The organism is Actinoplanes sp. NPDC051537 (genome assembly GCF_055586105.1).
The window spans coordinates 1-25,259 of record NZ_JBVJIU010000002.1 but is presented as its reverse complement, the minus strand read 5'-3'; the positions used below and the strand labels follow the sequence as shown (position 1 = coordinate 25,259).

Annotated in this window: 24 protein-coding genes; 18 read left to right on the top strand and 6 right to left on the bottom strand. The window is 73.7% G+C overall.

The genetic code is table 11. The annotated features are described in order from the left end of the window. Window position 1: 1 nt before the first annotated feature. Complete coding sequence (locus ACZ6TB_RS04040; protein WP_465550356.1) at window positions 2–892, top strand: aromatic prenyltransferase; 891 nt, start codon at window positions 2–4, stop codon at window positions 890–892. Next, window positions 889–1,689 carry a polyprenyl synthetase family protein gene (locus tag ACZ6TB_RS04035; protein WP_465550354.1) on the top strand — a complete coding sequence of 267 codons (801 nt, stop codon included), beginning with the start codon at window positions 889–891 and terminating at the stop codon, window positions 1,687–1,689. Before ACZ6TB_RS04040 ends, ACZ6TB_RS04035 begins: the two co-directional genes overlap by 4 nt. On the opposite strand, the gene ACZ6TB_RS04030 is transcribed toward ACZ6TB_RS04035, so the two are convergent. Then, window positions 1,632–2,315, bottom strand: a complete 684-nt coding sequence (locus ACZ6TB_RS04030; RefSeq protein ID WP_465550352.1) for a response regulator — start codon at window positions 2,313–2,315, stop codon at window positions 1,632–1,634. The genes ACZ6TB_RS04035 and ACZ6TB_RS04030 overlap by 58 nt on opposite strands. Beyond that, window positions 2,312–3,379, bottom strand: a complete 1,068-nt coding sequence (locus ACZ6TB_RS04025; RefSeq protein ID WP_465550350.1) for a sensor histidine kinase — start codon at window positions 3,377–3,379, stop codon at window positions 2,312–2,314. The genes ACZ6TB_RS04030 and ACZ6TB_RS04025 overlap by 4 nt, the downstream gene beginning before the upstream one ends. Before the next feature lie 129 nt (window positions 3,380–3,508). Between ACZ6TB_RS04025 and ACZ6TB_RS04020 the strand changes: the two genes are divergently transcribed. Then, on the top strand, window positions 3,509–3,973 hold the full coding sequence (locus ACZ6TB_RS04020; RefSeq protein WP_465550348.1) for a DUF6069 family protein: 465 nt from the start codon (window positions 3,509–3,511) through the stop codon (window positions 3,971–3,973). A 22-nt stretch (window positions 3,974–3,995) separates the two neighbouring features. Here the strand turns inward: ACZ6TB_RS04020 and ACZ6TB_RS04015 are convergent, their stop codons facing one another. Continuing rightward, on the bottom strand, window positions 3,996–5,924 hold the full coding sequence (locus ACZ6TB_RS04015; RefSeq protein WP_465550346.1) for a multicopper oxidase family protein: 1,929 nt from the start codon (window positions 5,922–5,924) through the stop codon (window positions 3,996–3,998). Then, window positions 5,921–6,367 (bottom strand): DUF6220 domain-containing protein, encoded by a 447-nt coding sequence (locus tag ACZ6TB_RS04010; protein WP_465550344.1) that lies wholly within the window; start codon window positions 6,365–6,367, stop codon window positions 5,921–5,923. The genes ACZ6TB_RS04015 and ACZ6TB_RS04010 overlap by 4 nt, the downstream gene beginning before the upstream one ends. Window positions 6,368–6,567: 200 nt before the next feature. On the opposite strand from ACZ6TB_RS04010, the gene ACZ6TB_RS04005 reads away from it, so the two are divergent. Both ACZ6TB_RS04005 and ACZ6TB_RS04000 read left to right on the top strand, forming a co-directional pair. After that, complete coding sequence (locus ACZ6TB_RS04005; protein ID WP_465550342.1) at window positions 6,568–7,794, top strand: sensor histidine kinase; 1,227 nt, start codon at window positions 6,568–6,570, stop codon at window positions 7,792–7,794. Beyond that, a complete protein-coding gene (locus ACZ6TB_RS04000) occupies window positions 7,791–8,492 on the top strand; it encodes a response regulator (protein ID WP_465550340.1) in 702 nt (233 codons plus the stop codon). The genes ACZ6TB_RS04005 and ACZ6TB_RS04000 overlap by 4 nt, the downstream gene beginning before the upstream one ends. On the opposite strand, the gene ACZ6TB_RS03995 is transcribed toward ACZ6TB_RS04000, so the two are convergent. After that, complete coding sequence (locus ACZ6TB_RS03995) at window positions 8,431–10,431, bottom strand: anthranilate synthase family protein (RefSeq protein WP_465550338.1); 2,001 nt, start codon at window positions 10,429–10,431, stop codon at window positions 8,431–8,433. The genes ACZ6TB_RS04000 and ACZ6TB_RS03995 overlap by 62 nt on opposite strands. Window positions 10,432–10,578: 147 nt before the next feature. Between ACZ6TB_RS03995 and ACZ6TB_RS03990 the strand changes: the two genes are divergently transcribed. Genes ACZ6TB_RS03990 through ACZ6TB_RS03950 form a run of 9 tightly spaced genes read left to right on the top strand, consistent with a single transcriptional unit; the run spans window position 10,579 to window position 19,309 of the window. Continuing rightward, entirely contained in the window at window positions 10,579–11,919 is a 1,341-nt protein-coding gene (locus tag ACZ6TB_RS03990; protein WP_465550336.1) for an aspartate kinase, read from the top strand. Between the two features lie 15 nt (window positions 11,920–11,934). Continuing rightward, window positions 11,935–12,759 carry a 2-amino-3,7-dideoxy-D-threo-hept-6-ulosonate synthase gene (locus tag ACZ6TB_RS03985; RefSeq protein WP_465550334.1) on the top strand — a complete coding sequence of 275 codons (825 nt, stop codon included), beginning with the start codon at window positions 11,935–11,937 and terminating at the stop codon, window positions 12,757–12,759. 28 nt (window positions 12,760–12,787) lie between these two features. Further along, window positions 12,788–13,891, top strand: coding sequence for a 3-dehydroquinate synthase II family protein (locus ACZ6TB_RS03980; protein ID WP_465550332.1), 1,104 nt, complete (start codon window positions 12,788–12,790; stop codon window positions 13,889–13,891). Beyond that, window positions 13,891–14,649 carry an amidohydrolase family protein gene (locus ACZ6TB_RS03975; protein ID WP_465550330.1) on the top strand — a complete coding sequence of 253 codons (759 nt, stop codon included), beginning with the start codon at window positions 13,891–13,893 and terminating at the stop codon, window positions 14,647–14,649. The genes ACZ6TB_RS03980 and ACZ6TB_RS03975 overlap by 1 nt, the downstream gene beginning before the upstream one ends. Continuing rightward, window positions 14,646–15,962: a phenylacetate--CoA ligase family protein gene (locus ACZ6TB_RS03970; protein ID WP_465550328.1), complete on the top strand. Its 1,317-nt coding sequence runs from the start codon at window positions 14,646–14,648 to the stop codon at window positions 15,960–15,962. Before ACZ6TB_RS03975 ends, ACZ6TB_RS03970 begins: the two co-directional genes overlap by 4 nt. Window positions 15,963–15,976: 14 nt before the next feature. Continuing rightward, window positions 15,977–17,158, top strand: a complete 1,182-nt coding sequence (locus ACZ6TB_RS03965) for an FAD-dependent monooxygenase (RefSeq protein ID WP_465550326.1) — start codon at window positions 15,977–15,979, stop codon at window positions 17,156–17,158. Beyond that, a complete protein-coding gene (locus ACZ6TB_RS03960; protein WP_465550324.1) occupies window positions 17,159–17,944 on the top strand; it encodes a 2,3-dihydro-2,3-dihydroxybenzoate dehydrogenase in 786 nt (261 codons plus the stop codon). It abuts the gene before it with no gap. A gap of 19 nt (window positions 17,945–17,963) precedes the next feature. Further along, window positions 17,964–18,605 (top strand): isochorismatase family protein, encoded by a 642-nt coding sequence (locus tag ACZ6TB_RS03955; RefSeq protein ID WP_465550322.1) that lies wholly within the window; start codon window positions 17,964–17,966, stop codon window positions 18,603–18,605. Between the two features lie 2 nt (window positions 18,606–18,607). Continuing rightward, complete coding sequence (locus tag ACZ6TB_RS03950) at window positions 18,608–19,309, top strand: SDR family NAD(P)-dependent oxidoreductase (RefSeq protein WP_465550320.1); 702 nt, start codon at window positions 18,608–18,610, stop codon at window positions 19,307–19,309. Here ACZ6TB_RS03950 and ACZ6TB_RS03945 read toward each other — a convergent pair. Further along, entirely contained in the window at window positions 19,302–20,039 is a 738-nt protein-coding gene (locus ACZ6TB_RS03945) for a DUF6081 family protein (RefSeq protein ID WP_465550318.1), read from the bottom strand. The genes ACZ6TB_RS03950 and ACZ6TB_RS03945 overlap by 8 nt on opposite strands. Before the next feature lie 196 nt (window positions 20,040–20,235). On the opposite strand from ACZ6TB_RS03945, the gene ACZ6TB_RS03940 reads away from it, so the two are divergent. The 4 genes from ACZ6TB_RS03940 to ACZ6TB_RS03925 all read left to right on the top strand — a co-directional run bounded on the left by ACZ6TB_RS03940 (window position 20,236) and on the right by ACZ6TB_RS03925 (window position 25,132). Further along, the gene (locus ACZ6TB_RS03940) at window positions 20,236–20,547 is read left to right on the top strand and encodes a DUF485 domain-containing protein (protein ID WP_465550316.1); all 312 of its coding nucleotides are present in this window, start codon (window positions 20,236–20,238) and stop codon (window positions 20,545–20,547) included. Further along, a complete protein-coding gene (locus tag ACZ6TB_RS03935) occupies window positions 20,544–22,247 on the top strand; it encodes a solute symporter family protein (RefSeq protein ID WP_465550314.1) in 1,704 nt (567 codons plus the stop codon). Before ACZ6TB_RS03940 ends, ACZ6TB_RS03935 begins: the two co-directional genes overlap by 4 nt. Before the next feature lie 70 nt (window positions 22,248–22,317). Then, complete coding sequence (locus ACZ6TB_RS03930; RefSeq protein WP_465550312.1) at window positions 22,318–23,910, top strand: FAD-dependent monooxygenase; 1,593 nt, start codon at window positions 22,318–22,320, stop codon at window positions 23,908–23,910. A 25-nt stretch (window positions 23,911–23,935) separates the two neighbouring features. After that, on the top strand, window positions 23,936–25,132 hold the full coding sequence (locus ACZ6TB_RS03925) for a 3-deoxy-7-phosphoheptulonate synthase (protein WP_465550310.1): 1,197 nt from the start codon (window positions 23,936–23,938) through the stop codon (window positions 25,130–25,132). The last annotated feature ends 127 nt before the right edge of the window (window positions 25,133–25,259 follow it).

Sequence of the window (25,259 nt, the reverse complement as noted above, 5' to 3'; positions counted from 1 at the left end):
GATGCCCGGAACGTCTGCGGCGGACGAGCTCTACGCCACCCTCGAGGAGTCGGCGCGGCTGCTCGGCGTGCCCTGCTCGCGGGACACGGTGTGGCCGGTCCTGTCCACGTATGCCGAGGCCTTCGCCCACCCGAGCGCGGTGGTCGCGTTCCGGGTCGCGACGGCGCTGCGCCACGCGGGCGAGCTCGACTGCCGGTTCCGCACCCATCCGGACGACCGCGACCCGTACGGCGCCGCGCGGGCGAACGGGCTCACCCCGGAGCCGGACCACCTGATCGGCTCGCTGCTCACCGAGCTCGAGCGGAGATGTCCGGTGGAGAGCCGCGGCGTCGACTTCGGGGTGGCCGGCGGCTTCAAGAAGATCTACGCGGCCTTCGCCCCCGGCGAGCTGCAGTCGGCGGCGGAACTGGCCTCGCTGCCCGGCATGCCGCCCGGCCTGGCCGCGCAGGCCGGGCTGGTCGAGCGGCTCGGCCTCGCCGACAAGGTCGGCGTGGTCGGGCTGGACTATCCCGCCCGTACGGTGAACGTGTATTTCAACGACGTGCCGGCGGACTGCTTCGCGCCGGCGACCATCCGGTCGACGTTGCGCGAGTGCGGCATGGCCGTGCCGAGCGAGCAGATGCTGAAGCTCGGCGAGAAGTCGTTCGGGCTCTACCTCACGCTCGGCTGGGACTCCCCGGCGATCGAGCGTGTCTGCTACGCCGCCGCCACCACCGACCTGACGACGCTTCCGGTGCCGGTGGAGCCGGAGATCGAGAAGTTCGTGCAGAGCGTCCCGTACGGCGGCGAGGACCGGAAGTTCGTCTACGGCGTCGCCCTGACCCCGAAGGGCGAGTACTACAAGCTCGAGTCGCACTACAAGTGGCGGACCGGGGCGGTGAACTTCATTTGATCCGCGCCGCGCCGGCCCCGGCCCGGACCGCGTTGCTGGGCGAGGTCGAGCATCGGCTGCGCGCGGTCGCGCCCCACGCGGCGGCCACCTGCCCGGCCGGCGGCGAGGGGCCGATCCGCGCGGCGTTCTGCCTGAACGGGTTCCTGGCCGCGGGCGGCGATCCGGCCCGGGCGCCGACGGCGGTGGACGCCGCCGCGGCGCTGGAACTGCTGCACGCGGTCGCCGTGTCGGCCGGGGATCCGGCGAACACCAAGGCCGATCGGCTCGTACGGGCGCTGCCCCCGGCCGGCATGACGATCTGGCACGAGCTGCGCACCGAGACCACCGTCGGCCGCTACCGGGACCACCGGAATCCGTGCCGGTCGGGGCGCCACGCCATCCACCGGCCGCTCGCGCTGGGCGCGGCGATCGCCGTTCGGCCCGGGGTCGCGGCGGCGTTCGAGCGCTACGGCACGGCGCTGGGCGAGGCGTTCCAGCTGCGGTGCGAGCTGATCGACGCGTACGGCGACGACGGTACCGTGCCGCGCCGGATGACGCTGCTGAACGCCCTGTCGCTGGCCGGCACCGGCGCCGGTCACGCCACGCTCGCCCAGGTCATCACCGACCTCGACGTCCGCGGGCAGATCGAGCGCCGGATCGACCACCTGGTCGAGCAGGCCGAGGCCGCGATCGCGACCGCCCCGGTCGAGCCCGGCTGGCGCGACGAGCTGGCGCGGGTCGCCGTCCGGGTCGCCTACCGTCAGGCGTCCGGGCCGGCCGGGCCGCGGCCGCGGGGTGTCACCAGGCCCGACTCGTAGGCGTAGACCACCAGCTGGGCGCGGTCGCGGGCGCGGAGCTTCAGCATGGCCCGGTTGACGTGGGTCTTCGCGGTCAGCGGGGTGATCGCCATGTGGTCCGCGATCTCGTCGTTGGACAGACCCTGCGCGGCCAGCGCGACCGCCTCACGCTCGCGGTTGGTCAGCTCCTCGAGCCCGGGGTGCACGTCCTGGCCCGGTGGCTGCGCCACGAACCGGCTGATCAGCATCCGGGTGATCGAGGGGGCGAGCAGCGCGTCGCCGCGCGCCGCGACGCGCACCGAGTGCAGGAGGTCGTCCGGCTCGATGTCCTTGACCAGGAACCCGGCGGCCCCGGCGCGCAACGCCTCGAAGACGTACTCGTCCAGCCCGTAGCTGGTCAGGATGACCACCCGCACCCCGGCCAGGCCGGGGTCGGCGGTGATCCGGCGGGTCGTCTCGATGCCGTTCATGACCGGCATCTGGATGTCGACGAGCGCGAGGTCGGGCTGGTGCCGGCGGGCGAGGGCCAGGCCCTCCTCGCCGTCGGCGCCCTCGGCCACCACCTCGATGTCGTCCTCGGCGTCGAGCAGCGCGCGGAACGCGCTGCGCAGCAACGGCTGATCGTCGAGCAGCAGGAGCCGGATCACGGGACGGGCACCACCGGGAGCTCGGCCTGGACGGTGAACCCGCCCTCGGTGCGCGGCTCGGCCCGCAGCCGGCCGCCCAGGGCCGCGACCCGCTCGCGCATGCCCATCAGCCCGACGCCGGGAACCGGGGCGGCGCCGGGCCGGGCCGTCCCGTCGTCGTCGACCCGGATCGCCAGCAGGTCGGGCCGGTAGTCGATCCGGATCGAGGCGGTGGCGGCGGCCGCGTGCCGGGCCGTGTTGGTCAGCGACTCCTGGACGATCCGGTACGCGGTGCGGTCGACCGCGTCCGGCACGTCCTGGCGTTCCCCCTCGATGGTGAGGGTCGTGACGAGGCCGATGCCGCGGGCCCGGTCCAGCAGCTCGGGCAGGTGGTCGAGCCCGTACGACGGGAGCTTCACGTCGCGCAGCGTCTCGAGCGTCGCCCGCAGCTCGCGGGAGGCCGCGCGGCCGGCCGCCCGGATCGCCAGCAGCGCCTCCGGCACCTCCTCGCCGCGCTTGCGGGCCAGGTGGACCGCGACCTCGGACTGCACCTTGACGATCGAGATCTGGTAGGTGAGCGAGTCGTGCAGCTCGCGCGCGATGTGCAGCCGCTCCTGGCTCGCGCGCAGCCGGGCCGTCTCCTCGCGGGTGCGCTCGGCCTCGTCCGCCCGCCGCTCGGCCTGCCGCAGCGCCTCGCCGGCGGCGGCCGCCGCGATCAGCCAGGCCAGCGCGAGGACGTCGCGGGCCTGGGCCAGCGCCTCCTGCGGCGCCTCGTCGGCGGGGGAGAGCAGGATGGCGAGCGGGAGCAGGAACAGCATGACCACGCTCCACCCCAGCGTGACGAGCCGGTGGCCGGAGCGGACGGCGGCGTACACGGCGAACAGGAAGGCGGCGGCCGGCACGGCGAAGCCGATCGCGTTGTACCCGGCCGCGCACAGTCCCGTCACGACCAGGACGGTCACCGGCGCGCGGCGGGCGGCGGCCAGCGCCAGCCCGCTCGTCACCACCAGGGCGTAGCCGAGCCCGGTGAGCCGGGCGGCCGCGTGGTCCGCGGCCGCCGCGGTGATCAGCAGCGCCGCCGTCACGGCGACCGCGACGGCCCAGTTGCGGGCGCGGGCCCACGCCCCGGCCAGGGCCGCGCTACCGCGACCGCGGTATTTACGCCCCGGTCGCGGCCCGCCTACGGTTCGCTCATCCGACCAGGAGGTGCCGCCGTGACCTCGGCCGTTCCGAGCTCCCCGTCCCCGACCGGCGCCGACCGGTCCCTGCTCAGCCGTCCGGTCTGGCTCGTCGGCGTGGTGGCCGTCGTCCTGGCCGCGCTCGCGTCCGAGGCGTTCACACTCATCGCCCGCGCGGTCGGCGTCCCGATGGAGGCGGCCGGCGTCTGGGAAGAGGCGGCCCAGCACATTCCGCCGGGATACATCGCCCGCAGCGTCGTGCTGTGGTCGCTCGGCGGGATCCTGCTGGCCGTGGCCCTCGACCGCTGGGCGCGCCACCCGGCCGCGACCTTCGTCCGGGCCACCGTCGTGTTCACCGCGCTCTCGCTGATCGCGCCCGCTCTCGCCCGGGACACCGCGGTGTCGACCCAGCTCGTCCTGGCCGCCACTCATGTCGTCGCCGCCACAGTGGTCATCTCCATCCTGGCCCGGCGTCTCGGCACGCCGGACGCCGGTCGCTGACCCGGCCCGCCGGAACCGGACGTCAGTGCCCATGGCCGGGCTCCCCGAACGGCGTGGTGACGCCGTCGTAGACCAGACGCAGCATCATCCCGTCGTGCTGGTGGGGCAGGTTGTGACAGTGGTTCATCCAGACTCCCGGGTTGCCGGCCCGGAACGCCACCTCCCAGACCTGGCCCGGCTGCACGTCGAACGTGTCGACCCAGATCGGGCTGCCGGTCGACCGCTTGCCGTCCCGGGAGAGCAGCAGCACCGGGTGGCCGTGCAGGTGCCAGGGATGGGTCTCGACGCCCCGGTTGACCACGGTGTAGCGGACGACGTCCCCCTCGGTGACGAGCTGGTCGGGGATCGACGGGTGGCCCCGGCCGTCGACGGTCGGCGCGAACGCCGGCGTGCCGTCCACGATGGCCAGTGACCGGTCCAGGACGAAGGTGAAGTGCCGGTCGGCGGCGCGGGGGTCGAACGGCACCGCGGCCGGCTCGCCGTAGCCGAGCAGGTCGAGCTCGGGCCAGCCCTCGGTGTCCGGCACGGTGGGGTCGGCGGCGCCGGGCGGGCGCAGCAGCACGCCGCTGTCCGCTCGATGGTCGACGACGACCGTGACCGGCGTGGCCGGCATGGTGAGGTCGATGTCGTAGCGGCCGCCGGCCGGGAGGCGCAGCCGCCGCTCCCGCACCTCGCCGGGCCGGCTCAGGTCGCGGCCGTCGACGGCGGCCACCCGGAACGCGGCGCCGGCCGGCGCGAACCAGTGCGGGTCGGAGTCCGTGTTGATCAGCCGCAGTCGCACCGAGGCGCCGGGCGCGGCCTCGTGCTCGACGCGTCCCGCCCGGTCCCCGATCGCGGTGACGCCGTCGAAGGTGTGCACCGGCAGGGTGAGATCGACCTCGGGGCCGGCCGCCCGCGGGCGCACCACCAGCGTGCCGTACATCCCCTTGCGCACGGCCAGGTGGGAGGCCTGGTGGGTGTGGTACCAGTAGGTGCCCACCTGGTCGGCGCGGAACCGGTAGACGAACTCGCCGCCCGGCTTCACGGCGTGCTGGGTGGCCTCGGGCGCGCCGTCCTCGCCGCACGGCACGTCGTAGCCGTGCCAGTGCACGGTGACGCCGTCCTCGATGTCGGCGTTGCGCAGCGTGACCTCGACCAGGTCGCCCTCGGTCGCGGTGATCTCGGGGCCGGGGAGCTGCCCCTCGTAGGTCCAGGCGTCGACGTCGGGGCCGGACGCGAGACGCACCCGGGCGGTCCGGGCGGTGACGGTGTGCCGCCGGATGACGCCCCCCGCGGCCGGCGTGGTGGGTCCACGCAGGTCGGCGACCGAGACGGGCGTGCCCCGACCACCGGCGGCGGCGGGGCGTCCGCCGCCGGTGGTCACCTGGGGTGGGGCGCGGAAGAGCAGGCCGGTCCCGGTGAGCCCGGCGCCGGCGGCTACGGCGCCGAGCAGCCGCCGCCGGGACAGGGCCGGGGAGCCCGCGCCGCCGGGCCGCTCGGCCGGCGCCGCGATCACCCGTGCGGTCAGCAGCGTGGCGGCGCAGACCAGCGACACCGTGATCAGCGCCGTGCTCCCGTCGAGCGGGTAGCCGGCCAGCAGCGTCACCAGCAGGCCGGCGAGCGTCGCGTACCCGGTGGTGAACAGCGCGACGAGGTCGCCCGCCGGCGGCCCGTCCACCGGTCGCCGGGCCGGTGGCCACAGCCGGCGCCCGGCCGTGAGCACGGCGATCACCAGCGCGACCGCGGCCAGCGGAAGCCCGAGCAGGACCTTCTCCTGCACGAACCACCAGCCCCGGCCGGCCAGCACGGCCACCGTCACCACCCGGGCGAGCGTGATCGCGACCGCCCCGGCGAGGAGCCCGGCGGCCGGGCCCGGCCGCCGGGTGGCGGCCAGCACCGCGGCCGCGAAGCAGGCGGCGACGCTCAGCAGGGCAACGACGTCATCCAGCAGAATCCACTGGACCGTGGTCATGACGCCGATCGCGCCGACGACGCGGCGGGCGCGGCCTCGGCCGGGCCGGTCGTGGCCCGGCCGCGGGCGTGCTGCATGACGTTGCGGGCCAGGGCCATCATGACCAGGCCGTTCACCGCGTGCAGGCCGAAGATGAGCTGGCCGGCGGTGGTCGTCTGGCCGCCGTCGTCGAACGCCTTGGCGATGATCGCGATCACGGCCTGGAGGACGCCGAGCCCGGCGATCAGGCCGGCCCGGCCGATGACCTTGCCCGGCATCCGGGACAGGGCGGCGGCCACGGTCAGCAGCACGGCCAGCAGGAGCGTGACCATGCCGAGGATGCGGTGCGGCCGGAACGCCTCATCGGTGGGCGCCGTGTCGAAGGCGCCGGAGGCGGCGAGGAAGAACTGCCCGACGATGGCGAGCATCAACAAGCCCGCCAGTCCGACGAATGCTTTGCGCATGGGAGAGCCCTTCGAGTCGGGGAGGGTCTTCGTGCCGCTTTTCATCCTTGCGGCGCGGCGGACGCCGGTCTTCCGCCGACGGATGGGGACCGGCTACGCGTTCCGACGTAGACCACCCGGCCCGAACCGCGCTTCTCGTCGTAGATGACCGCGCGTGTGACGGGAGGCCGCATCGGGGCCCGGCTCTCTACGATGGCGATATGCCGGAACGAACCCTGCCGCTCCGCCTGCCCGCGCCGGCCCAGGATCTGATCATCGCCGCGTTCATCACGGTGATGCAGGTGCAGGGGTCGCTCCGCCGGGTGTCCGCCGAGCCCGACACGGTCATGCGCCCGCTGTCCGACCTCGGGCATCTGGGCTTCGTGCTGCTGATCGTGAGCGGCGCCGTCCTGGCCGTGCGCCGCCGGTGGCCGGTCGCCGTGTTCGCCACGACCGCGGTCGCCAGCGCGATCTACTACACCCTGGACTTCCCCGACGGGCCGGGCTGGCTGGGACTGTTCGTCGCGCTCTACACCCTCACCGCGTACGGGGATGGGAAGCGCTCGCTCTGGATCGCCGGCCTCGGCATCGCCGCCCTCGCCGTGTGCTGGCTCAGCGCCGCCACCGACCTCCAGCCCCGCGCCGCGATCGGCTGGGTGTTCTTCCGCATCGGGGCCAGCATCATGAGCGCCGCCCTCGGCGAGTCGGTCCGCTCCCGGCGGGTGATCGCGGCCGAGGCGGTCGAGCGCGCCGAGCTGGCCGAGCGCACCCGCGAGGAGGAGGCGCGAGCCCGCGCCGACGCCGAGCGGCTGCGGATCGCCCGCGAGGTGCACGACACCGTCGCCCACGCGATCGCCATCATCAACGTGCAGGCCGGCGTCACCGCGCACGTGCTCGACAAGCGGCCCGAGCGGGCCCGCGAGGCGCTCAAGACGATCGAGCAGATGAGCTCGCAGGCGCTGCGTGAGCTGCGGGCGATCCTCATGGTGCTGCGCGACCCCGACGACGAGCGGGCGCCGAACCCCGGCCTCGAGGAGATCGACGAGCTGACCAGCAAGGCCCGCGACGCCGGGTTGGACGTCAAGCTCGAGGTGTCGCCGCCGCCCTCGCCGCCGCCGAGCGCCGTGAGCAGCGCGGCCTACCGGATCCTCCAGGAATCGATCACCAACGTGATCCGGCACGTCGGCCGGACCCGGGTGACGGTGGCGCTGAACTACGGCATCGACTCGCTCGAGGTCCGGGTGACCAACGAGGCCCGCCGGGACGAGCTCGCCGGCCTGGCCGCGGCGCATGCCGTGGTGCCGGCCGCGCCCGGCCGCGGCATTCTCGGCATGCGCGAGCGCTGCCTGCTGCTCGGCGGCGATCTGGCCGCCACCCCGCTGCCCGGCGGCGGCTTCGAGGTCAAGGCCCGGCTGCCGCTGGCGCCGGCCGAGGCGGTGCATCGGTGAGGGTGGAGAACGCGCCGATCCGGGTGCTCCTCGCCGACGACGAGGGACTGGTGCGCTCGGGGTTCCGCCTGCTGCTCGACATGGAGGACGACATCGAGGTGGTCGGCGAGGCCACCACCGGGATCGAGGCCGTCGAGCTGGTGCGCGCGAGCCGGCCGGATGTCGTGCTCATGGACATCCGGATGCCCAAGCTCGACGGGATCCAGGCCACCGGGGAGATCGCGCGGACGGCCGGGCTGGAGAAGGTCCGGGTGCTGATCGTGACTACCTACGAGACCGACGCGTACGTCTTCGAGGCCCTGCGCGCCGGCGCGTCCGGCTTCCTGCTCAAGGACGCCGGACCGGCCGAGCTGCTGCACGCGATCCGGGTCGTGGCCGCCGGCGAGGCGCTGCTGGCGCCCCGGATCACCCGCCGGCTCATCGCCGAGTACACCGCGGCCCGCACGGTCACCAAGGCCGGCGAGGACCGGCTGACGGTGCTGACCCAGCGCGAGCGGGAGGTGCTGGCCCTGGTCGGCCAGGGGCTGAGCAACGACGAGATCGGCGCCGAGCTGTATCTCAGCCCGGCCACCGCCCGCACCCACGTCAGCCACGCGATGGGCAAGCTCGGCGCCCGGGACCGCGCGCAGCTGGTGGTCATCGCCTTCCAGACGGGATTGGTGAGCCCGCACCCGGACGACGCGCCGCCCCGCCGGTAGCGGCCCGCTCCTCCCCGCCGGTGGCGGCCCGCTCCGCCCCACCGGTGGCGGCCCGCTCCTCCAGCAGCGAGGTCAGCAGGTCGGCGAGGATCCGCGGCCCGTGCTGGGTGAGGATCGACTCGAGGTGGAACTGCACCGACCGGAAGCCGGGACCGCGCAGGGCGTACACCTCGCCCGTGATCGGGCTCCGGCTGATCTCGACCGGACCGAGGGCGTCCCGGTCCGAGCGGGCGGTGTAGGTGTTGTAGAAGCCGACCAGCTCCGGCCGCCCGAAGAGGTTGATCCGCTTCTGCACGCCCTGGTTGGGCACCGCCCGCCGGACCAGGCTCAGGCCGAGCCGCGCGGCCAGCACCTGGTGGCCGAGGCAGATGGACAGGAACGGGACCGGTCCGGCGAGCAGGTCCCGGGTGAGCGCGCGCAGCCGGCGCATGCGGGGGTCGGCCGGGTCGCCGGGGTCGCCCGGTCCGGGACCGACGACGACGAGGTCGTAGCCGTCCGGCTCGAGCGGCTGGTCGAACCGCCGGATCGTGGTGTGCAGGCCGAGCGCGTCCAGCTGGTGGCCGAGCATGCCCATGAAGAGGTCCTCGTTGTCGACGACCAGCACCCGCCGCCCGTCCAGCGCCGGGTCCGGGCCGGTGCGCGCGGTCCCGTCGAGCCAGAACCGCGACAGCGTGGCGTTGCGGTCGTTGAGCGCGCGGCGGACCCGCGGGTCGGCGGTGGGCGAGGGTCGCGCCGCGAGGGCGGCACGGCGGGCGCGGGCGCCGCCCGGCGTCAGGCCGAGCGCGGCCAGCACGCCCGCGGCCTTGGCCTCGGTCTCGGCCACCTCGGACTCCGGGTGGGAGTCGCGGACCAGGGTCGCGCCGACCCCGAGGCGCAGCCGGCCGGCGACGTCGATCTCGGCGGTCCTGATCATGATCGCCGAGTCGAGGGTGCGGCCGCCGGTCGCGTCGTGACCGATGAGGGCGAGGACGCCGCCGTAGTAGCCGCGGCCGGTGGCCTCGTGGCGGGTGATGACCCGGAACGCGTTCTCGAGCGGGCTTCCGGTGACGGTCGGCGCCAGCAGGGTCTCGCGCAGGACGTCGCGCACGTCCCGGTCGCTGCGGCCGGTGAGGATGTACTCGGAGTGGGTGAGCCGCGCCATTTCCTTGAGAAATGGCCCGTGCACGCGTCCGCCGTCCGCGCACATTCGCGCCATCATTTTCAGTTCCTCGTCGACCACCATATAAAGCTCATTGGCCTCTTTCGGGTCGTTCAGGAACCGCAGGATCCCGGAAATGTCGGGGCCGTTCTCCGGATGCCGGTAGGTGCCGCTGATCGGGTTCATCGAGACGGTTCCGCCGATCATGCTGACGTGCCGCTCGGGCGATGCGCCGATGAACGTCTCACCGCCGGTGTGGACGAGGAAGGTCCAGTACGAACCGGCCTCGCCGGCCAGCAGCCGGCGGAAGATCGCCAGCGCGGTCCGCGCGGAATAGCCGTCCAGCCGCGCGGTGAAGGTGCGGCGGATGACGAAGTTGGACCCGGCGCCCTGCCCGATCTCGTCGGCCAGCACCCGCTTGACGATCGTGGCGTAGTCCTCGTCGCTCAGGTCGAACCCGGCGTCGGAGACCCGTGCCCGCTGCGTCGGAAGGCCGGCCAGCACCTGGTCGCGGCCGAGCCGGGCCTGGTCGCGCACGCGCAGCGCGACCAGGGGCGCCCCGTCGTCGTGGCAGGCGAACCCGCGCTCGGCGACCTGCCGGTAGGGGACGGCCACGAGCAGGTCGTGGCCCTCGCCGGGCCCCGGCGCGCCGGGCAGCGGCAGGTCGGCCAGGCGGTCGGCGCCGACCAGGTCGCCGGTCAGGATCTCCACGTGGTTCGGGTCCGTGCCGGGCCGGTACAGCAGGGCGAACGCTTGCCCGTCCGCCCCGAGCCCGGCCAGGCCGGTCTCGGTCCCGTCCATATCGCTCCTCTTCTCCGATCGGCTCACCCTGCCGATAGTGCGGTGAGAAATTGGCGCCGCGCATGACGTGAAAGCACCATCCCGTATTTCCGGTAACGCGCCCGGCGCCTTTGGCGTGAACGGCCCAACGGCCGGGCCACTACTCGCGTGAGTAGTGGCCCGGTAGCCGCGTGGCCACCTACTGTCGACGGCAATACCAGTTCGACGAGGGCGGCGAAAACGACCGTGGATGTGCTGGTTCAGAAATACGGCGGAACCTCTTTGCAAACCCTTGACGGCGTACGCCGGGCGGCGGTGCGCGTCGCGGCGGCCCGGCAGCGGGGCTCGGCCGTGGCCGTGGTGGTCTCGGCCCGGGGCAGCCGGACCGACGATCTGCTGCGCCTGGCCGCCGACGTCGGCGCGTCGGCGCCCTCCCGCGAGCTCGACCAGCTGCTGGCGGTGGGGGAGTTCGAGTCGGCGGCGGTGATGGCCCTGGCCCTGGCCAATCTGGGGATTCCGGCCATCTCGCTGACCGGGCACCAGGCCGGCATCGAGACCACCGACCGGCACGGCGACGCGCTCATCTCCCGGATCGGGGCGGCCCGCGTGCAGGCCGCGCTGGACGGCGGCTCGGTCGCGGTGGTCACCGGCTTCCAGGGGATCGACCGCGCCGGCGACGTCACCACGCTCGGCCGCGGCGGCTCCGACACGACCGCGGTCGCGCTGGCGGCCCGGCTGCGGGCCTCGTCCTGCGAGATATACACCGATGTGGACGGCGTCTTCACGGCCGATCCCCGGATCCTTCCCGCGGCCCGCCGCCTGCCGCGCATCCCGCCCGGTGTCATGGCGGAGATGGCCTTCGCCGGCGCCCGGATCCTGCACACCCGCTGCATCGAACTGGCCGTCATGGAGGGGGTCGACGTGTGCGTGCGCAACGCGTCAACGGAGGCGCCGGGAACGATCGTCACGAACGACCCGGACGACCGGCCGCTGGAGACCCGGCGGGCCGTCGTCGCGGTCACCCACGACACCGACGTGGCCCGGGTGCTCGTGCACTGCCGCGACGCGAGCCGCGACCTGGCGCCGGAGGTGTTCGCGGTGCTGGCCGCGCACGGGACGGTGGTCGATCTGGTGGCGCGGTCCGGGCCGTACGAGAGCGAGTTCCGGATGGGCTTCACGATCCGCCGCAGCCAGGCCGGCCCGGTGCGGGACGCGCTGCACGAGCTGACGACGGCCTTCGGCGGTGGCGTGCATCTGGACGAGAACGTCGGCAAGGTCTCCGTGGTCGGGATCGGGCTGCTCAGCCGTCCCGAGTACACGGCCCGGCTGATGGCGGCCCTGGCCGCGGCCGGCATCCCGACGAGCTGGATCTCCACGTCCCAGATGCGGCTGTCGGTGATCGTGCCGCGCGAGCGCGTCGTCGATGCCGTCGAGACCCTGCACCGCGAGTTCCAGCTCGACCGGCACGAGCCGGCCGGGACCACGGCCGTCATCGCCGGCCGCGCTTGAGAGAGGCAGGACAACGTGGCCGTACTGAATGCACCGTTCGCCCGTCAGCTGCGCCTGCGCCGGCTGTTCGGGCAGGACGACGGGCGCCTGCTGGTCGTCCCGCTCGACCACTCCGTCACCGACGGGCCGCTGCGCGGCGCCGGTCTCAACGCCCTGCTCGGGGAGATCGCCGGTACCGGGGTCGACGCCGTGGTCCTGCACAAGGGCACGCTCCGCCACGTCGACCACGACTGGTTCGGCGACATGTCGCTGATCGTGCACCTGAGCGCGAGCACCCGGCACGCGCCCGACCCGAACGCCAAGTACCTGGTCGGCCACGCCGAGGAGGCGCTGCGCCTGGGCGCCGACGCGGTCAGCGTGCACGTCAACCTGGGCTCGCCGCAGGAGGCCGGGCAGATCGCCGACCTGGCGGCGGTGGCGGGGGAGTGCGAGCGCTGGAACGTCCCGCTGCTGGCCATGATCTACGCCCGCGGCCCGAAGATCGCCGACCCGCGCGCCCCGGAGCTGATCGCGCACGCCGCGACGCTCGCCGCCGACCTCGGCGCGGACATCGTCAAGACCGACTATCCCGGTACGCCGGGGCTGATGGCCGACGTGGTCCAGGCGTGCCCGATCCCGCTCATCGTCGCCGGCGGTCCGCGCGCGGCCGACACCGAGACCGTCCTGGCCTACGTCTCGGACGCGCTGAGCGGTGGGGCGGCCGGGGTCGCCATGGGCCGCAACGTCTTCCAGGCCGACCGGCCGGGCTGGATGGCGGCCACCCTCGCCCAGCGGGTGCACGAGTCGCGTCCGCTCCCGAACCAGTACTCCGTGGGCGAGCGGCTCGCCTTCACGTCCTGACCCATCGACCGTCCTCAAGGAGACCCCTGTGAAGCTCTGCTGGCTGGACATCCGTGACCTCGGCGAGGCCAAGGAGGCCATCGTCGAAGAGGCCCTGCACCAGAGGGTGGACGCGATCGTGGCGGCCGACCCGGCCGACCTCGAGCCGCTGCCGCCGACCGTCAAGAAGGTGCTGTTCCCGCGGGGCCTGCCGCTGCCGGAGAAGGTCGAGCTCGCCGACCTGGTCATCGTCGAACCGGAGCGGCACGGCGAGCCGGCCGTGCTGGCCGAGCAGTACCCGAACGTCGAGTTCGGCCGGTACGTGGAGATCACCGACGCCGGCAGCCTCGAGGACGCCTGCCGCGCGGCCCGCCTCGACCGCTGGAGCCTGCTGTACTTCCGGGACCCCACCAAGATCCCGCTGGAGATCGTGCTGGCCGCCGCGGCCGCCGCCGACGGCAGCATCATCACCCAGGTGGCCGACGTCGAGGAGGCGCAGATCGTCTTCGGCGTCCTCGAGCACGGGTCCGACGGGGTGATGCTGGCGCCGCGGATCCCGGGCGAGGCGACCGAGCTCCGGACGGCGGCGCTGAGCACGGCCGCCGACCTGTCGCTGGTCGAGCTCGAGGTCACCGGGATCCGGCGCGTCGGCATGGGCGAGCGGGCCTGCGTGGACACCTGCACGAACTTCCGGCTCGACGAGGGCATCCTGGTCGGCTCGCACTCCACCGGCATGATTCTGTGCTGCAGCGAGACCCATCCGCTGCCCTACATGCCGACCCGGCCGTTCCGGGTCAACGCCGGCGCGCTGCACTCGTACACGCTGTCGGCCGGCGGCCGCACCAACTACCTGAGCGAGCTGACCTCGGGCGGCCGGGTTCTCGCCGTCGACTCGCAGGGCCGGTCGCGGGTGGTCACCGTGGGCCGGGTCAAGATCGAGACACGCCCGCTGCTCGCGATCGACGCGGTGGCGCCCTCCGGCGTAAAGGTCAACCTCATCGTCCAGGACGACTGGCACGTGCGGGTGCTCGGCCCCGGCGGCACGGTCCTCAACGTCACGGAGCTGACCGAGGGCACCAAGGTGCTCGGCTGCCTGCCGGTCGAGCAGCGGCACGTCGGCTACCCGATCGACGAGTTCTGCATCGAGAAGTGATGACCGTCCCGGTCCTGGACTTCCACGTGCGCCTGGCGCCGAGGCCCGGCGCCCGGGAGCGGCTGCTGTCCATGATGGACGCGTGCGGGCTGACCCGGGCGGTGGTCTGCGCGGGCGGCACGATCGACCTGGACCGCCTGTCCCGCCAGCTGATCGAGGGCGGGCACGTCGAGACCGACGCCGACAACGACGCCGTGCTCGACGCCTGCGCGGGCACCGGCGACCGTCTCGTGCCGTTCTGGTTCGCCAACCCGCACCGGCCGCCTTCCGAGTACCGGCGCCGGGCCCACGAATTCCGCGGCCTGGAGATCTCGCCCGCCGTCCATGGCGTCGGCCTCGACGATCCGCGGGTGGCCGGCCTCGTCGAGGTGGCGGGGGAGACCGGCCACGCGGTCTACGTCGTCTGCCTCGACCGGCCGGGCGCCGGCGTCGCCGACCTCTGCGGCCTGGCCGGCAAGTTCCCGCACGTGAGCTTCGTCCTCGGGCACAGCGGCATCGGCAACATCGACCTGTACGCGCTGAGCCTGATCCGCGACGTGCCCACCATCGTGCTCGAGACCTCGGGCGGCTACAGCTGCGTGGCCGGGGCGGCGCTCGACCGCCTCGGCCCGGACCGGGTCGTCTTCGGCTCGGAGTATCCGCTTCAGCACCCGTCCGTGGAGCTGGCCAAGTTCCGCGCGCTCGACCTGCCGCCGGAGCGATGGCGGCGGGTCGCCTGGGACAACGGGCATCGACTGCTAGGAGAGGAGAGGCCGTGAACGACCCGCACTCGAGCCTGCCCCGGCTCGGCCAGTGGCATGGGCCGGAAGACCTGCGGCGCCTTCAGGAGAAGCAGCTGGCGCAGACCGTCGGCTGGGCCGCCCGCTCGCCGTTCTACCGCGGCCGGCTGGGCGGGGCCGCGCTGCCGGTCACCGCCGAGGACCTCGCCGGGCTGCCCCTGACGACCAAACAGGACCTGCGCGACAACTATCCGTTCGGCATGCTGGCCGTCGACAAGAAGCGGCTGGTCACCTACCACGAGTCGAGCGGGACGGCGGGCCGGCCGACGCCGTCCTACTACACCGCCGAGGACTGGGTCGACCTGGCCGAGCGCTTCGCCCGCAAGTGGATCGGCATGTCGGCCGACGATGTCTTCCTGGTACGCACGCCGTACGCGTTGCTGCTCACCGGCCACCTGGCGCACGCCGCGGGACGGCTGCACGGCGCGACCGTGGTGCCGGGCGACAACCGGTCGCTGGCCATGCCGTACGCCCGGGTGGTCCGTGTCCTGCACGACCTGGACGTCACGCTCACCTGGTCGGTACCCACCGAATGCCTCATCTGGGCGGCCGCCGCGGCCGCGGCCGGGCACCGGCCCGGCGCCGACTTTCCCGCCCTGCGCGCCCTCTTCGTCGGCGGCGAGCCGCTCACCGACGCCCGCCGCCGCCGGATCGGCCGGCTCTGGAACGTTCCGGTGATCGAGGAGTACGGCTCGACCGAGACCGGCAGCCTGGCCGGCGAGTGTCCGCAGGGGCGGATGCACCTGTGGGCCGACCGGGCGCTGTTCGAGGTGTACGACCCGGCGACCGGCGACGTCCGCGCCGAGGGCGATGGGCAGCTCGTGGTGACGCCGCTGTACCGCGAGGCGATGCCGCTGCTGCGCTACAACCTCGAGGACGACGTCTCGGTGTCGTACGACGACTGCGCGTGCGGCTGGGAGCTGCCCACCGTCCGCGTGCTCGGGCGGGCGGCGTTCGGCTACCGGGTGGGCGCCGCGACGGTCACCCAGCACCGCCTCGAGGAGGTCGTCTTCTCGCTGCCCGAGTCCTACGGGGTGATGTTCTGGCGGGCGAAGGCCGAGCCGGCGGCGCTGCGCATCGAGATCGAGGTGGCCGCCGAGCACCGGGCCGCCGCCGAGGCCGAGCTGACGGCGGCGGTGCGGGACGCCTTCGGGATCGGCGGCGAGGTGACCGGCCTGCCGCCCGGATCGCTCATCCCGCACGAGGCGCTGACCAGCATGCCGGACGTGGTGAAGCCGCGCAGCCTGTTCGGGCCCGGCGAGGACTGGGGCAAAGCGCTCCTCTACTACTGAGAGGCGACCACCTGATGAGAGTGGCCGTGGCCGGCGCCGGGATCGCCGGCCTCACCCTTGCCGCCGCCCTGAACCGGTCCGGGATCGACTGTCACGTCTACGAGCAGGCCGAGCGGCTGACCGAGGTCGGCGCCGGGGTCCAGCTCGCGCCCAACGCCACCCGGCTCCTGCACCGGCTCGGCCTGCGCGATCGGCTGAGCGCCGTGGCGGTCACGCCGCGGGCGATCGAGATGCGCCGCTGGGACGACGGGCGGCTGCTGGACCGCACCCCGCTAGGCGAGCTGTGCCGCGACCGGTTCGGCGCGCCGTACTTCGCCGTGCACCGCGCCGACCTGCACAGCGCCCTGCTGGCGATGTCGCTGCCGGGCCGGGTGCGCCTCGGCGCGCGGCTGACGGCCGTCACCCAGGACGGCGACGAGGCGCGGCTGCACCTGGCCGACGGGACGACGGTGACCGCGGACCTGGTCGTCGGGGCCGACGGCATCCACTCGATCGCCCGCGAGCAGATCGTCACCGACAAGCCGCGCTACTCCGGGCAGACCATCTACCGCGGCCTCGTTCCGGCCGAGCGGGTGCGCTACCTGCTCGCGGAGCCGCGCGTGCAGCTCTGGCTCGGGCCGGGCCGGCACTGCGTGTGCTACCCGGTCGCGGCCGGCCGATGGGTGAGCTTCGGCGCGACCGTCGCCGAGCCCGAGTGGGGCGAGGAGTCCTGGTCGGCCCGCGGCGACGTGGCCGCCCTCGCCGCGGCCTACGCGGACTGGCATCCGGACGTCACCCGGCTGATCGCGGCGGCGGACACGGTCGGCCGGTGGGCGCTGCACGACCGGGACGGCATCGACCGGCTCAGCGCGGGCCGGGTGGTGGTCATCGGCGACGCCGCGCATCCCATGCTGCCGTTCCAGGCGCAGGGCGCGAACCAGGCGATCGAGGACGCTTTCGTGCTCGCCGGCTGCCTGGCCGCGGCGGGCCCGGGCGGCGTCGAGGCGGCGCTGCTCCGCTACGAGCGACTCCGCCTGCCGCGTACCACCCGGATCCAGAACGGATCCCGCGCCAATGCCACCACCTTCCACCTCGCCGACGGCGACGCGCAGCGTCACCGCGACGCCGCCGCCCGGGCCACCTCCGGCCTGGACCGGCACGACTGGCTCTTCGGGTACGACGCCGAGCAGGCCACCACGATCAGCGGGAGCGCATGAATGGAACTGACCGGAATAGAGTCGGCCGTCGCCCTGGTCACCGGGGCCGGGCAGGGCATCGGCGCCGCCGTGGCGGGGGTGCTGGCGGGCGCCGGCGCGCGGATCGCGGCCGTGGACCGCAACGCCGAGGCGCTCGCCACCGTCGTCACCAAGCTCGAGGCCGAGGGCGAGACCGCGCGCGGCTATCCCGTCGACGTGTGCGACAGCGCGGCGGTGGACGCGCTGGTCGGCCGGGTCGAGGAGGAGCTGGGCCCGATCGGCATCCTGGTCAACACGGCCGGGGTGCTGCACACCGGCCGGGTCGTCGACCTCTCCGACCGGCAGTGGAGCGACACGTTCGCGGTCAACGCCGGCGGGGTCTTCCATGTGTCCCGCGCGGTGGCCCGCCGGATGGTCGCCCGCCGCCGCGGGGCGATCGTGACCGTGGCCTCGAACGCGGCCGGCGTGCCGCGCACCGAGATGGCCGCCTACGCCGCCTCCAAGGCCGCGTCCGCCCAGTTCACCCGCTGCCTCGGGCTCGAGCTGTCGGGCTACGGCATCCGCTGCAACGTCGTCTCGCCCGGCTCGACCGACACCCCGATGCTGCGCGCGATGCTCGGCGAGGACGCCGACCCGCGCGCCCTGATCGACGGGTCGCCGGCCGCGTACAAGGTCGGCATCCCGCTGCGGAAGCTGGCCCGGCCGCGGGACGTGGCCGAGGCGGTCGCCTATCTCGTGTCGGACCAGGCCGGCCACGTCACCATGCACGACCTGTACGTCGACGGCGGCGCCGCCCTGCACGTCTGACCCCTGAGGAGGCGAGACCATGGCCATGACCCCGATCGCGCCCTACCGCATGCCCGGCGACGGCGACCTGCCCGGCGCGGCGGTGGCCTGGCGCCCGCGCGCCGGCCGGGCCGCCGTGCTGGTGCACGACATGCAGCGGTACTTCCTGCGCCCGTTCCCGGCCGGGCAGTCCCCGCTGGCCGAGCTGATCCCGAACGTCATGAAGCTGCTCGCGGCGGCCCGCGCGGCCGGGATGCCGGTGCTGTACACGGCCCAGCCGGGCGGCATGAGCACCGGCGACCGGGGCCTGCTGCGCGACTTCTGGGGCGACGGCATGAGCGGCGACGAGGCCGACCGGGGCATCGCCGTCGACCTCGCCCCCGAGCCCGGCGACACCGTGCTGACCAAATGGCGCTACAGCGCCTTCTTCCGCAGCGACCTCGAGGAGCGGCTGCGTCGCGCCGGCCGGGACCAGCTGCTGATCTGCGGCGTGTACGCGCACATGGGTTGCCTGGTCACCGCGACCGACGCCTTCAGCCGCGACATCCAGCCGTTCCTGGTGGCCGACGCGCTGGCCGACCTGTCGCTCGACGACCACCTGATGGCCCTGCGCTACGCCGCGAGCCGCTGCGCCGTGCCGTTGTCCACCGCCGCCGTCCTGGCCGAACTGGAAGGGCTCTGACCGTGTCCGATCGCCTGCAAGTCGTCGTCATCGGGGGAACGTCGGGGATCGGGCGGGACTTCGCCCGCTCCCGGGCCGAGCGAGGAGACGACGTGATCATCACCGGCCGGTCGGCCGGGCGCACCAAGGACGTCGCCGACGAGATCGGCGGATGGACCCGCGGGCTCGTCCTCGACCTGGCCGAGACCGACCGGATAGCGGCCGCGCTGGCCGATGTGGACCGCGTCGACCACCTGGTGCTCGCGGCACTCGACCGCGACCACAACACGGTGCGCGAATACCGTCCCGGCGACGCCGTCCGGCTGCTGACGGTCAAGCTGGTCGGCTACACCGCCGTCCTGGGCGCCCTCGCCTCCCGGATGACCGGCGACGGCGCGGTGGTGCTGCTCGGCGGCCTGGCCAGCCACCGGCCCTACCCCGGCTCGACCACCGTGACCACGGCCAACGGCGGCGTCACCGCGATGGTGCGGACGCTGGCGACCGAGCTGGCGCCGATCCGGGTCAACGCGCTGCACCCGAGCATCGTCGCCGACACGCCGTTCTGGAGCGACAAGCCGGCCGCGCGCGAGGCCGCGGCGAGCCGGGCGCTCACCGGGCGGCCGGTGACGACGCGGGACTGCACCGAGGCGATCGACTTCCTGCTGCGGAACCGGGCGATCAACGGGGTCAACCTGGCCATCGACGGGGGCGAGGTCCTCATCTGACCCCGGCGGTGATCCGCCACGGGCCCCACCGGCCCGTGGCGCCCTGCCCGTGCTCGCGCTGCGCGCGCGGGAAGCGGGCCAGGTCGCGGGCCGAGAACAGCGCCATCCCGGCGGTGAAGCCGGTCACCGGCACCGGCAGCCGCGTCCAGTACGCGCGCCGGCCGTCCACCCGGAACTCCACCTCGGCCGTCTCGGCCCGGTAGCCGAGGGCGTAGCGGTGCGTCTGGCCGGGCTCGGTCGGCACGTCCAGCACCACGCGGTGGATGAAGTGCTCGTCCGGGCGGCTCACGCCGGGCAGCACCAGCCGCTCGACCACCGCGTAGAGGGTGTCGTTGGTGGCGGCGGCGTTGAGCACCACGCCGGTCTCCAGGTCGAAGAGGTTGACCGTGCCGAACGCGTCGAGCAGGTCGTACGGGACCTGGCCGTAGGTGCGCACCGCCATCTCGGCCTCGAACGTGAGCCGGCCCGCGGCCGGGACGCCGAATCGGCGCGTCGAGCGGTACATCTGCTTGGCGTTGTTCTGCCGGGGATCGGTGTCGTGGAAGCGGCTGAACGGGTGGACGGTCAGCTCCAGCCGGCCGTCGCCCGTGCGCACCCGGGCGTTGCGGTCCCGGTACTGGTGGATCCGCCCGTCGGCGCCCGCAATCGACATGATCCGCCAGCGCGCCGGGTCGAGCTCGCGCGCGGTGAAGTCGTCGTACGTCCAGCTGGTCTCGAGCGCGGCCGTCATGGGACCACCATCCGCGCCGCCTCCCGCCGGTGACATCACGAGTTCACGGGGTTCGACCGGCGGCACGCCAATTCGCGCGAGCGTGGCGGAAACCCCGTGAACAAGCCATGACCGGGGTACGCGCGACGCCCGAGACTGCGGCTGTACCGCCACGCCACGACGTCGTCAGCACGACGTCTCGAACCGAGGAGGTGTGATGGGCGACCCCTATGCCGCCGTGTATGACAGCGCCCAGTTCCAGGCCTTGCGGCGCCGATCGAATGCCTTCGTCCGGTGGGCGAGCATCGCCTTCTACGGGTGGTGGGTGCTCGGTGTGCTGCTGGCTGCCTTCGCTCCGGGCTTCTTCCGCACCGGCCTGGGCGGCCCGTTCACGGTCGGGCTGCTCTTCATCGTCCTGTCGCTCGCCCTCGTGGTGACGGCGGCCGCGGTGACCATGCGATTCGCCCGCACCCGGCTCGACCCGGTCAGCGAGCAGATCCGAGCCGAGCTGGAAGGGGCGAGCCGATGAGCGGGATCCTCGCCGCACCGCCGCCGCCACCGGTCGACAACGACTGGGCCGCGCCCGGGATCGCCACCGCGGCGGCGCTGATTCTCGCCGTCGCCGTGGCCGCCCTGGTGTTCACGGCCCGTCGCCGCATCCGCAACCCGGACGACTTCCTGCTCGCCGGCCGGCGCGTCGGCGTCGGCCAGAACGCGCTCGCGATGGTCGCCGGCGGCGTCATGTACTCGACGGTGATCATCATCGTCGGCCACGTCGCCCTCAACGGCCTGGACGCCATCTTCCTGCTGACCGCGTTCACCATCTCCACCATCGCCGCGGTGCTCTACTACGCGGCGCCGGTGCGCAACGTCGGCGGCCACACCATGGCCGACCTGTTCTCGCTGCGGGCCCGCGAGCGGCCGGCCCGGATCGCCTCGGCCGTGATTACGCTGCTCATCTACACGATGTTCATGATCATCGCGTTGGCCTCGGTCGGCTTCGTGGCCACCCGCATGTTCAGCACCCAGTCCACCGTGAACAAGCCGCTGGTGGCGATCATGGTGGCGGTCGTCGGGCTGATCGCGATCGCGCTGGTGTACGTCGGCGGCATGGTCGGCGTCACCCGGATGCTGGTCCTCAAGGTCAGCCTGATGATCGCGTTCATCGTGGTGCTGACCATCGTGATCCTGGCCAAGTACAAGCTGAACCTGGTCCACCTGCTCAACGACGCCGAGGCCAAAGCGGCGCCGGACAAGCGCGGCTACGGGCTGCTGAGCGTCGGGCGGCTCTTCGGCGAGAACTCCACCTACCACTCGAGCCAGGACCCCTGGGTCCACCTCTCCAAGACGCTGTCCATCGCGGCCGGCGCGGTCGCCATGCCGTTCATCTTCACCCGCTACTTCGTGGCCACCAACGGGCGCGAGGCGCGACGCTCGGCCGGCTGGGCCTCGATCATCACGGTCGCGTTCTGGGCCTGCATGATCGTCGTCGGCCTCGGCGCGGTGGCGATCCTCGGCGGCAAGGGCATCGGTGTCATCTCCGCCCACCGCGACATCACGCTGCCGCGGATCGTCGACGACCTCGGCGGCTCCTGGGCGTCCGGCCTGCTCGGCGGGATCGCCCTGCTGTCGGTCGGCGTCATCTTCGCGACGCTGCTGCTCAACGCCGTGACGACGGTGGTCAAGGACATCAACGTCGCCCGCGGCCGGAAGCTCGACGCGGCGGCCGAGCTGAAGGACATCCGGCGCACCGTGCTGGTGGTCGGCATCGTCTCGCTCGTCCTGGGCATGGCGATGCTGACGCAGCTCACCCACATCTTCATCCCGACGTCGATCGACCTGGCCGGCGCGTGCGTCCTGCCGTCGGTCATCTACTCGCTGTTCTGGCGGCGCTTCAACACCGCCGGCCTGCTCTGGACGGTCTACGGCGGACTGGTCGTCACCGTGCTGATGGTCGTGTTCTCCAACGGCGTCTCGGGCGACCCGACCGCCATCTTCCCGGACGCCGACTTCAAGATCGTCGACTTCGAGCCGGGCATGGTCGGGGTGCCGCTCGGCTTCCTGTTCGGCTTCCTCGGCTCGCTCAGCAGCAAGGAGCGCAACGACGCCCGCTTCGCGGAGACCCAGGTGCGCGCCCTTACCGGCGCGATCCTGCCACCCGGCCGGGACCTGCCGCCGGAGCCCGAGCCGGAGCTCCCGCGCGACCGGGAGAGCCTGACCTCCGGCTGACGACTCTCCATCAACCGTGAACCGTGTGGGGCGGCCCGAGCCGCCCCACACCCCCGTCGGGAGGCCCATCGTGGATCCGGTACCCGTTCTCGTCGTCGGCGCCGGCCCGGTCGGCATGGTCACCGCCCTCGCGCTCGCCCGCCAGGGCGTGCCCTGCGTCCTGGCCGACCAGGGCTTCGAGACCTCCGTCCACCCCAAGCTGGACTACGTCAACGCCCGCAGCATGGAGTTCCTCCGGCAGCTCGGCCTGGCCGGCGCGGTCCGGGCCGCCGGGGTCGCTCCCGGGCACCGGTCCGACGTCATCTGGTCGACCGGCCTCGCCGGCGAGCCGATCACCCGCTGGGAGCTGCCGTCGGTGGCGGAGGAGTGGCGGCGCATCGCCGAGCACAACGACGGCACCCAGCCGGCCGAGCCCGGGCAGCGGATATCCCAGGTCGACCTGGAGCCGGTGCTGCGCGCCTCCTGCCGGCGCGACCCGCTCATCGACCTGAGGCAGGGCCTGCGGTTCGAGGATCTGACCCAGGACGACGACGCGGTCACCGCCCGCCTCGCCGACGTGCTGACCGGCGAGGAGACCCGGCTGCGCGTCCGCTACCTGATCGGGTGCGACGGCGCGTCGAGCCGGGTGCGCGAGACGGTCGGCATCGGCGCGGACGGCTTCGACGTCCCCGGGCTGCCCGGCGCCTTCATGGTCCACTTCAAGAGCCGCGATCTCGGCACGCTGCACCGGCACGGCCGCTTCTGGCACTACTTCGCGTTCCGCTACGTGATCATCGCGCAGGACGAGGTGGACACCTGGACCGCGCACGTCAACGGCATCGACGCGAACGAGTTCGACTCCCTGCCGGCCGACCCGGCGGCGTACCTGCTGGACACCATGCGCGCCGACCTCAAGATCGACAAGGTGCTGCTGACCTCCCGCTGGCGGCCGGGCTTCCTGCTCGCCGACCGCTACCGGGCCGGGCGGGTGCTGCTCGCCGGCGACTCGGCCCACCGCATGTTCCCCACCGGCGCGTACGGGATGAACACCGGCATCGGCGACGCGATGGACGCCGCCTGGAAGGTCGTCGCCCTGCTCCGCGGCTTCGGCGGCCCCGCCCTGCTGGACAGCTACGAGGCCGAGCGCCGCCCGGTCGGCCGGACCACCATGCAGACGTCACATCGGCACCTCGCCGTGCACCTGAGGGCGGGCGAGCTCCTGCGCGGGGGCACCCCGCCCGCGGGCGTGGCCGCGTTCCTCACCGCCGCCCGCGGGGAGAACGAGTACCGCGGCATCGAGCTGGGCTACCGCTACCGGGACTCGCCCGTCGTCTGCCCGGACGGGCCCGAGCCACCGTGGAGCCCCGACCGGTACACCCCGACGACCTGGCCCGGCGGCCGGGCGCCGAGCGTCCACCTCACCGGCGGCGAGCCGATCCTCGATCGTCTCGGCCGGTCCTTCACGCTGATCGACTTCGCCGGCGACGGGCGGGCCGCGCCGCTGCTGGCGGCGGCCGCATCCGCCGGCGTGCCGGTCCGGCACGTGCCGGTGACCGACCCCGGCGCCCGCGAGGTCTGGGAACGCGACCTCGTGCTCGTCCGGCCCGACCACCACGTCGCCTGGCGCGGCAACCGGGCCGGATCCGACATGGACGCCGTCATCGAGCGCGTCCGGGGCGCCTAGCTGAGATCTCTCGACTGGAGGACAGATGCTGCACCACAGCCCCACGCTCGCCCTCGACGAGCCGTGGGACGGCATGCCGGCGGTCCAGCAACCCGACTGGCAGGACCACCCGGCCCATCCCGACGCCTGCGCCGCGCTCGCCTCGGCCCCGCCGCTGGTGACGGCCGCGGAGATCGGGCAGCTGCGCGCGTCCCTGGCCGGACTGACCACGACCGGCTCACTCGTGCTCCAGCTCGGCGACTGCGCCGAGAGCTTCTACGAATGCACGCCCCGGCACACGACCGAGAAGCTGGGGGTACTGGATTGGCTGGGCGGCCGCCTCGGCGAGCTGGCCGGCCGCGACGTCCTCCGGATCGGCCGGATGGCCGGCCAGTTCGCCAAGCCCCGCTCGCAGCCGACCGAGCTGCTGGACGCGATCAGCATCCCGTCGTTCCGCGGCCACCTGATCAATTCGGACCTCGCCACGCCGGACACGCGCCGGGCCGACCCGCGGCGCATGGTGTGGGCCTACGAGGCCGCCGACCGGGTGCAGCGGGTGATGCGGGCGGCCCGGCGCCGCGACGGCGCGGCCGGGCCCTGGTCGAGCCACGAGGCCCTGGTCGTCGACTACGAGTCCCGGCTGATCCGCCGCGACCCGGAAACCGGCGAGCGGTACCTGAGCTCCACCCACCTGCCCTGGGTGGGCGAGCGGACCCGCCGGCCGGGGGAGGCGCACGTCGCGCTGCTCGCGGCCGTGGCCAACCCGGTGGGCTGCAAGGTCGGGCCCACGGCCGACCCGGACGACATCGTGAAGGTGTGCGAGGCGCTCGACCCGGACCGCGAGCCCGGCCGGCTCGTCCTGATCCCGCGGATGGGCCGGGACCGGGTGCGGGAGGCGCTGCCGCCGCTGGTGCGCCGGGTGGCGAACGCCGGCCACCCGGTGATCTGGCTGTGCGATCCGATGCACGGGAACACGGTGAAGTCGCCGGGCGGCCTGAAGACCCGCCACCTCGCCGACATCGTCGCCGAGGCGCTGCTGGCCCGGGACATCCTCGAGGAGAACGGCCGGTACGCCGCCGGTCTCCACCTGGAGGTCGCGGCGGCCGACGTGACGGAATGCGTCGGCGGCACCGTCGGCGAGGACGAGCTGGCGCGCCACTACACCTCGCTCTGCGACCCGCGGCTCAATCCCAACCAGGCGGTCGAGGTCGTCGAGGCGTGGGCGAAGGGGACCAGCCACTGACAAAGCTGCCGGCGACGCCCGCGGGCGTCGCCGGCAGCCGGCGGGGGGGTGTGGGCGCTTGCCGCTCCTCTTGCGCTGGATGAAGGCGTAGGACAGGTCGCCAATCCGCGGACCGTAGGGTGCGGGT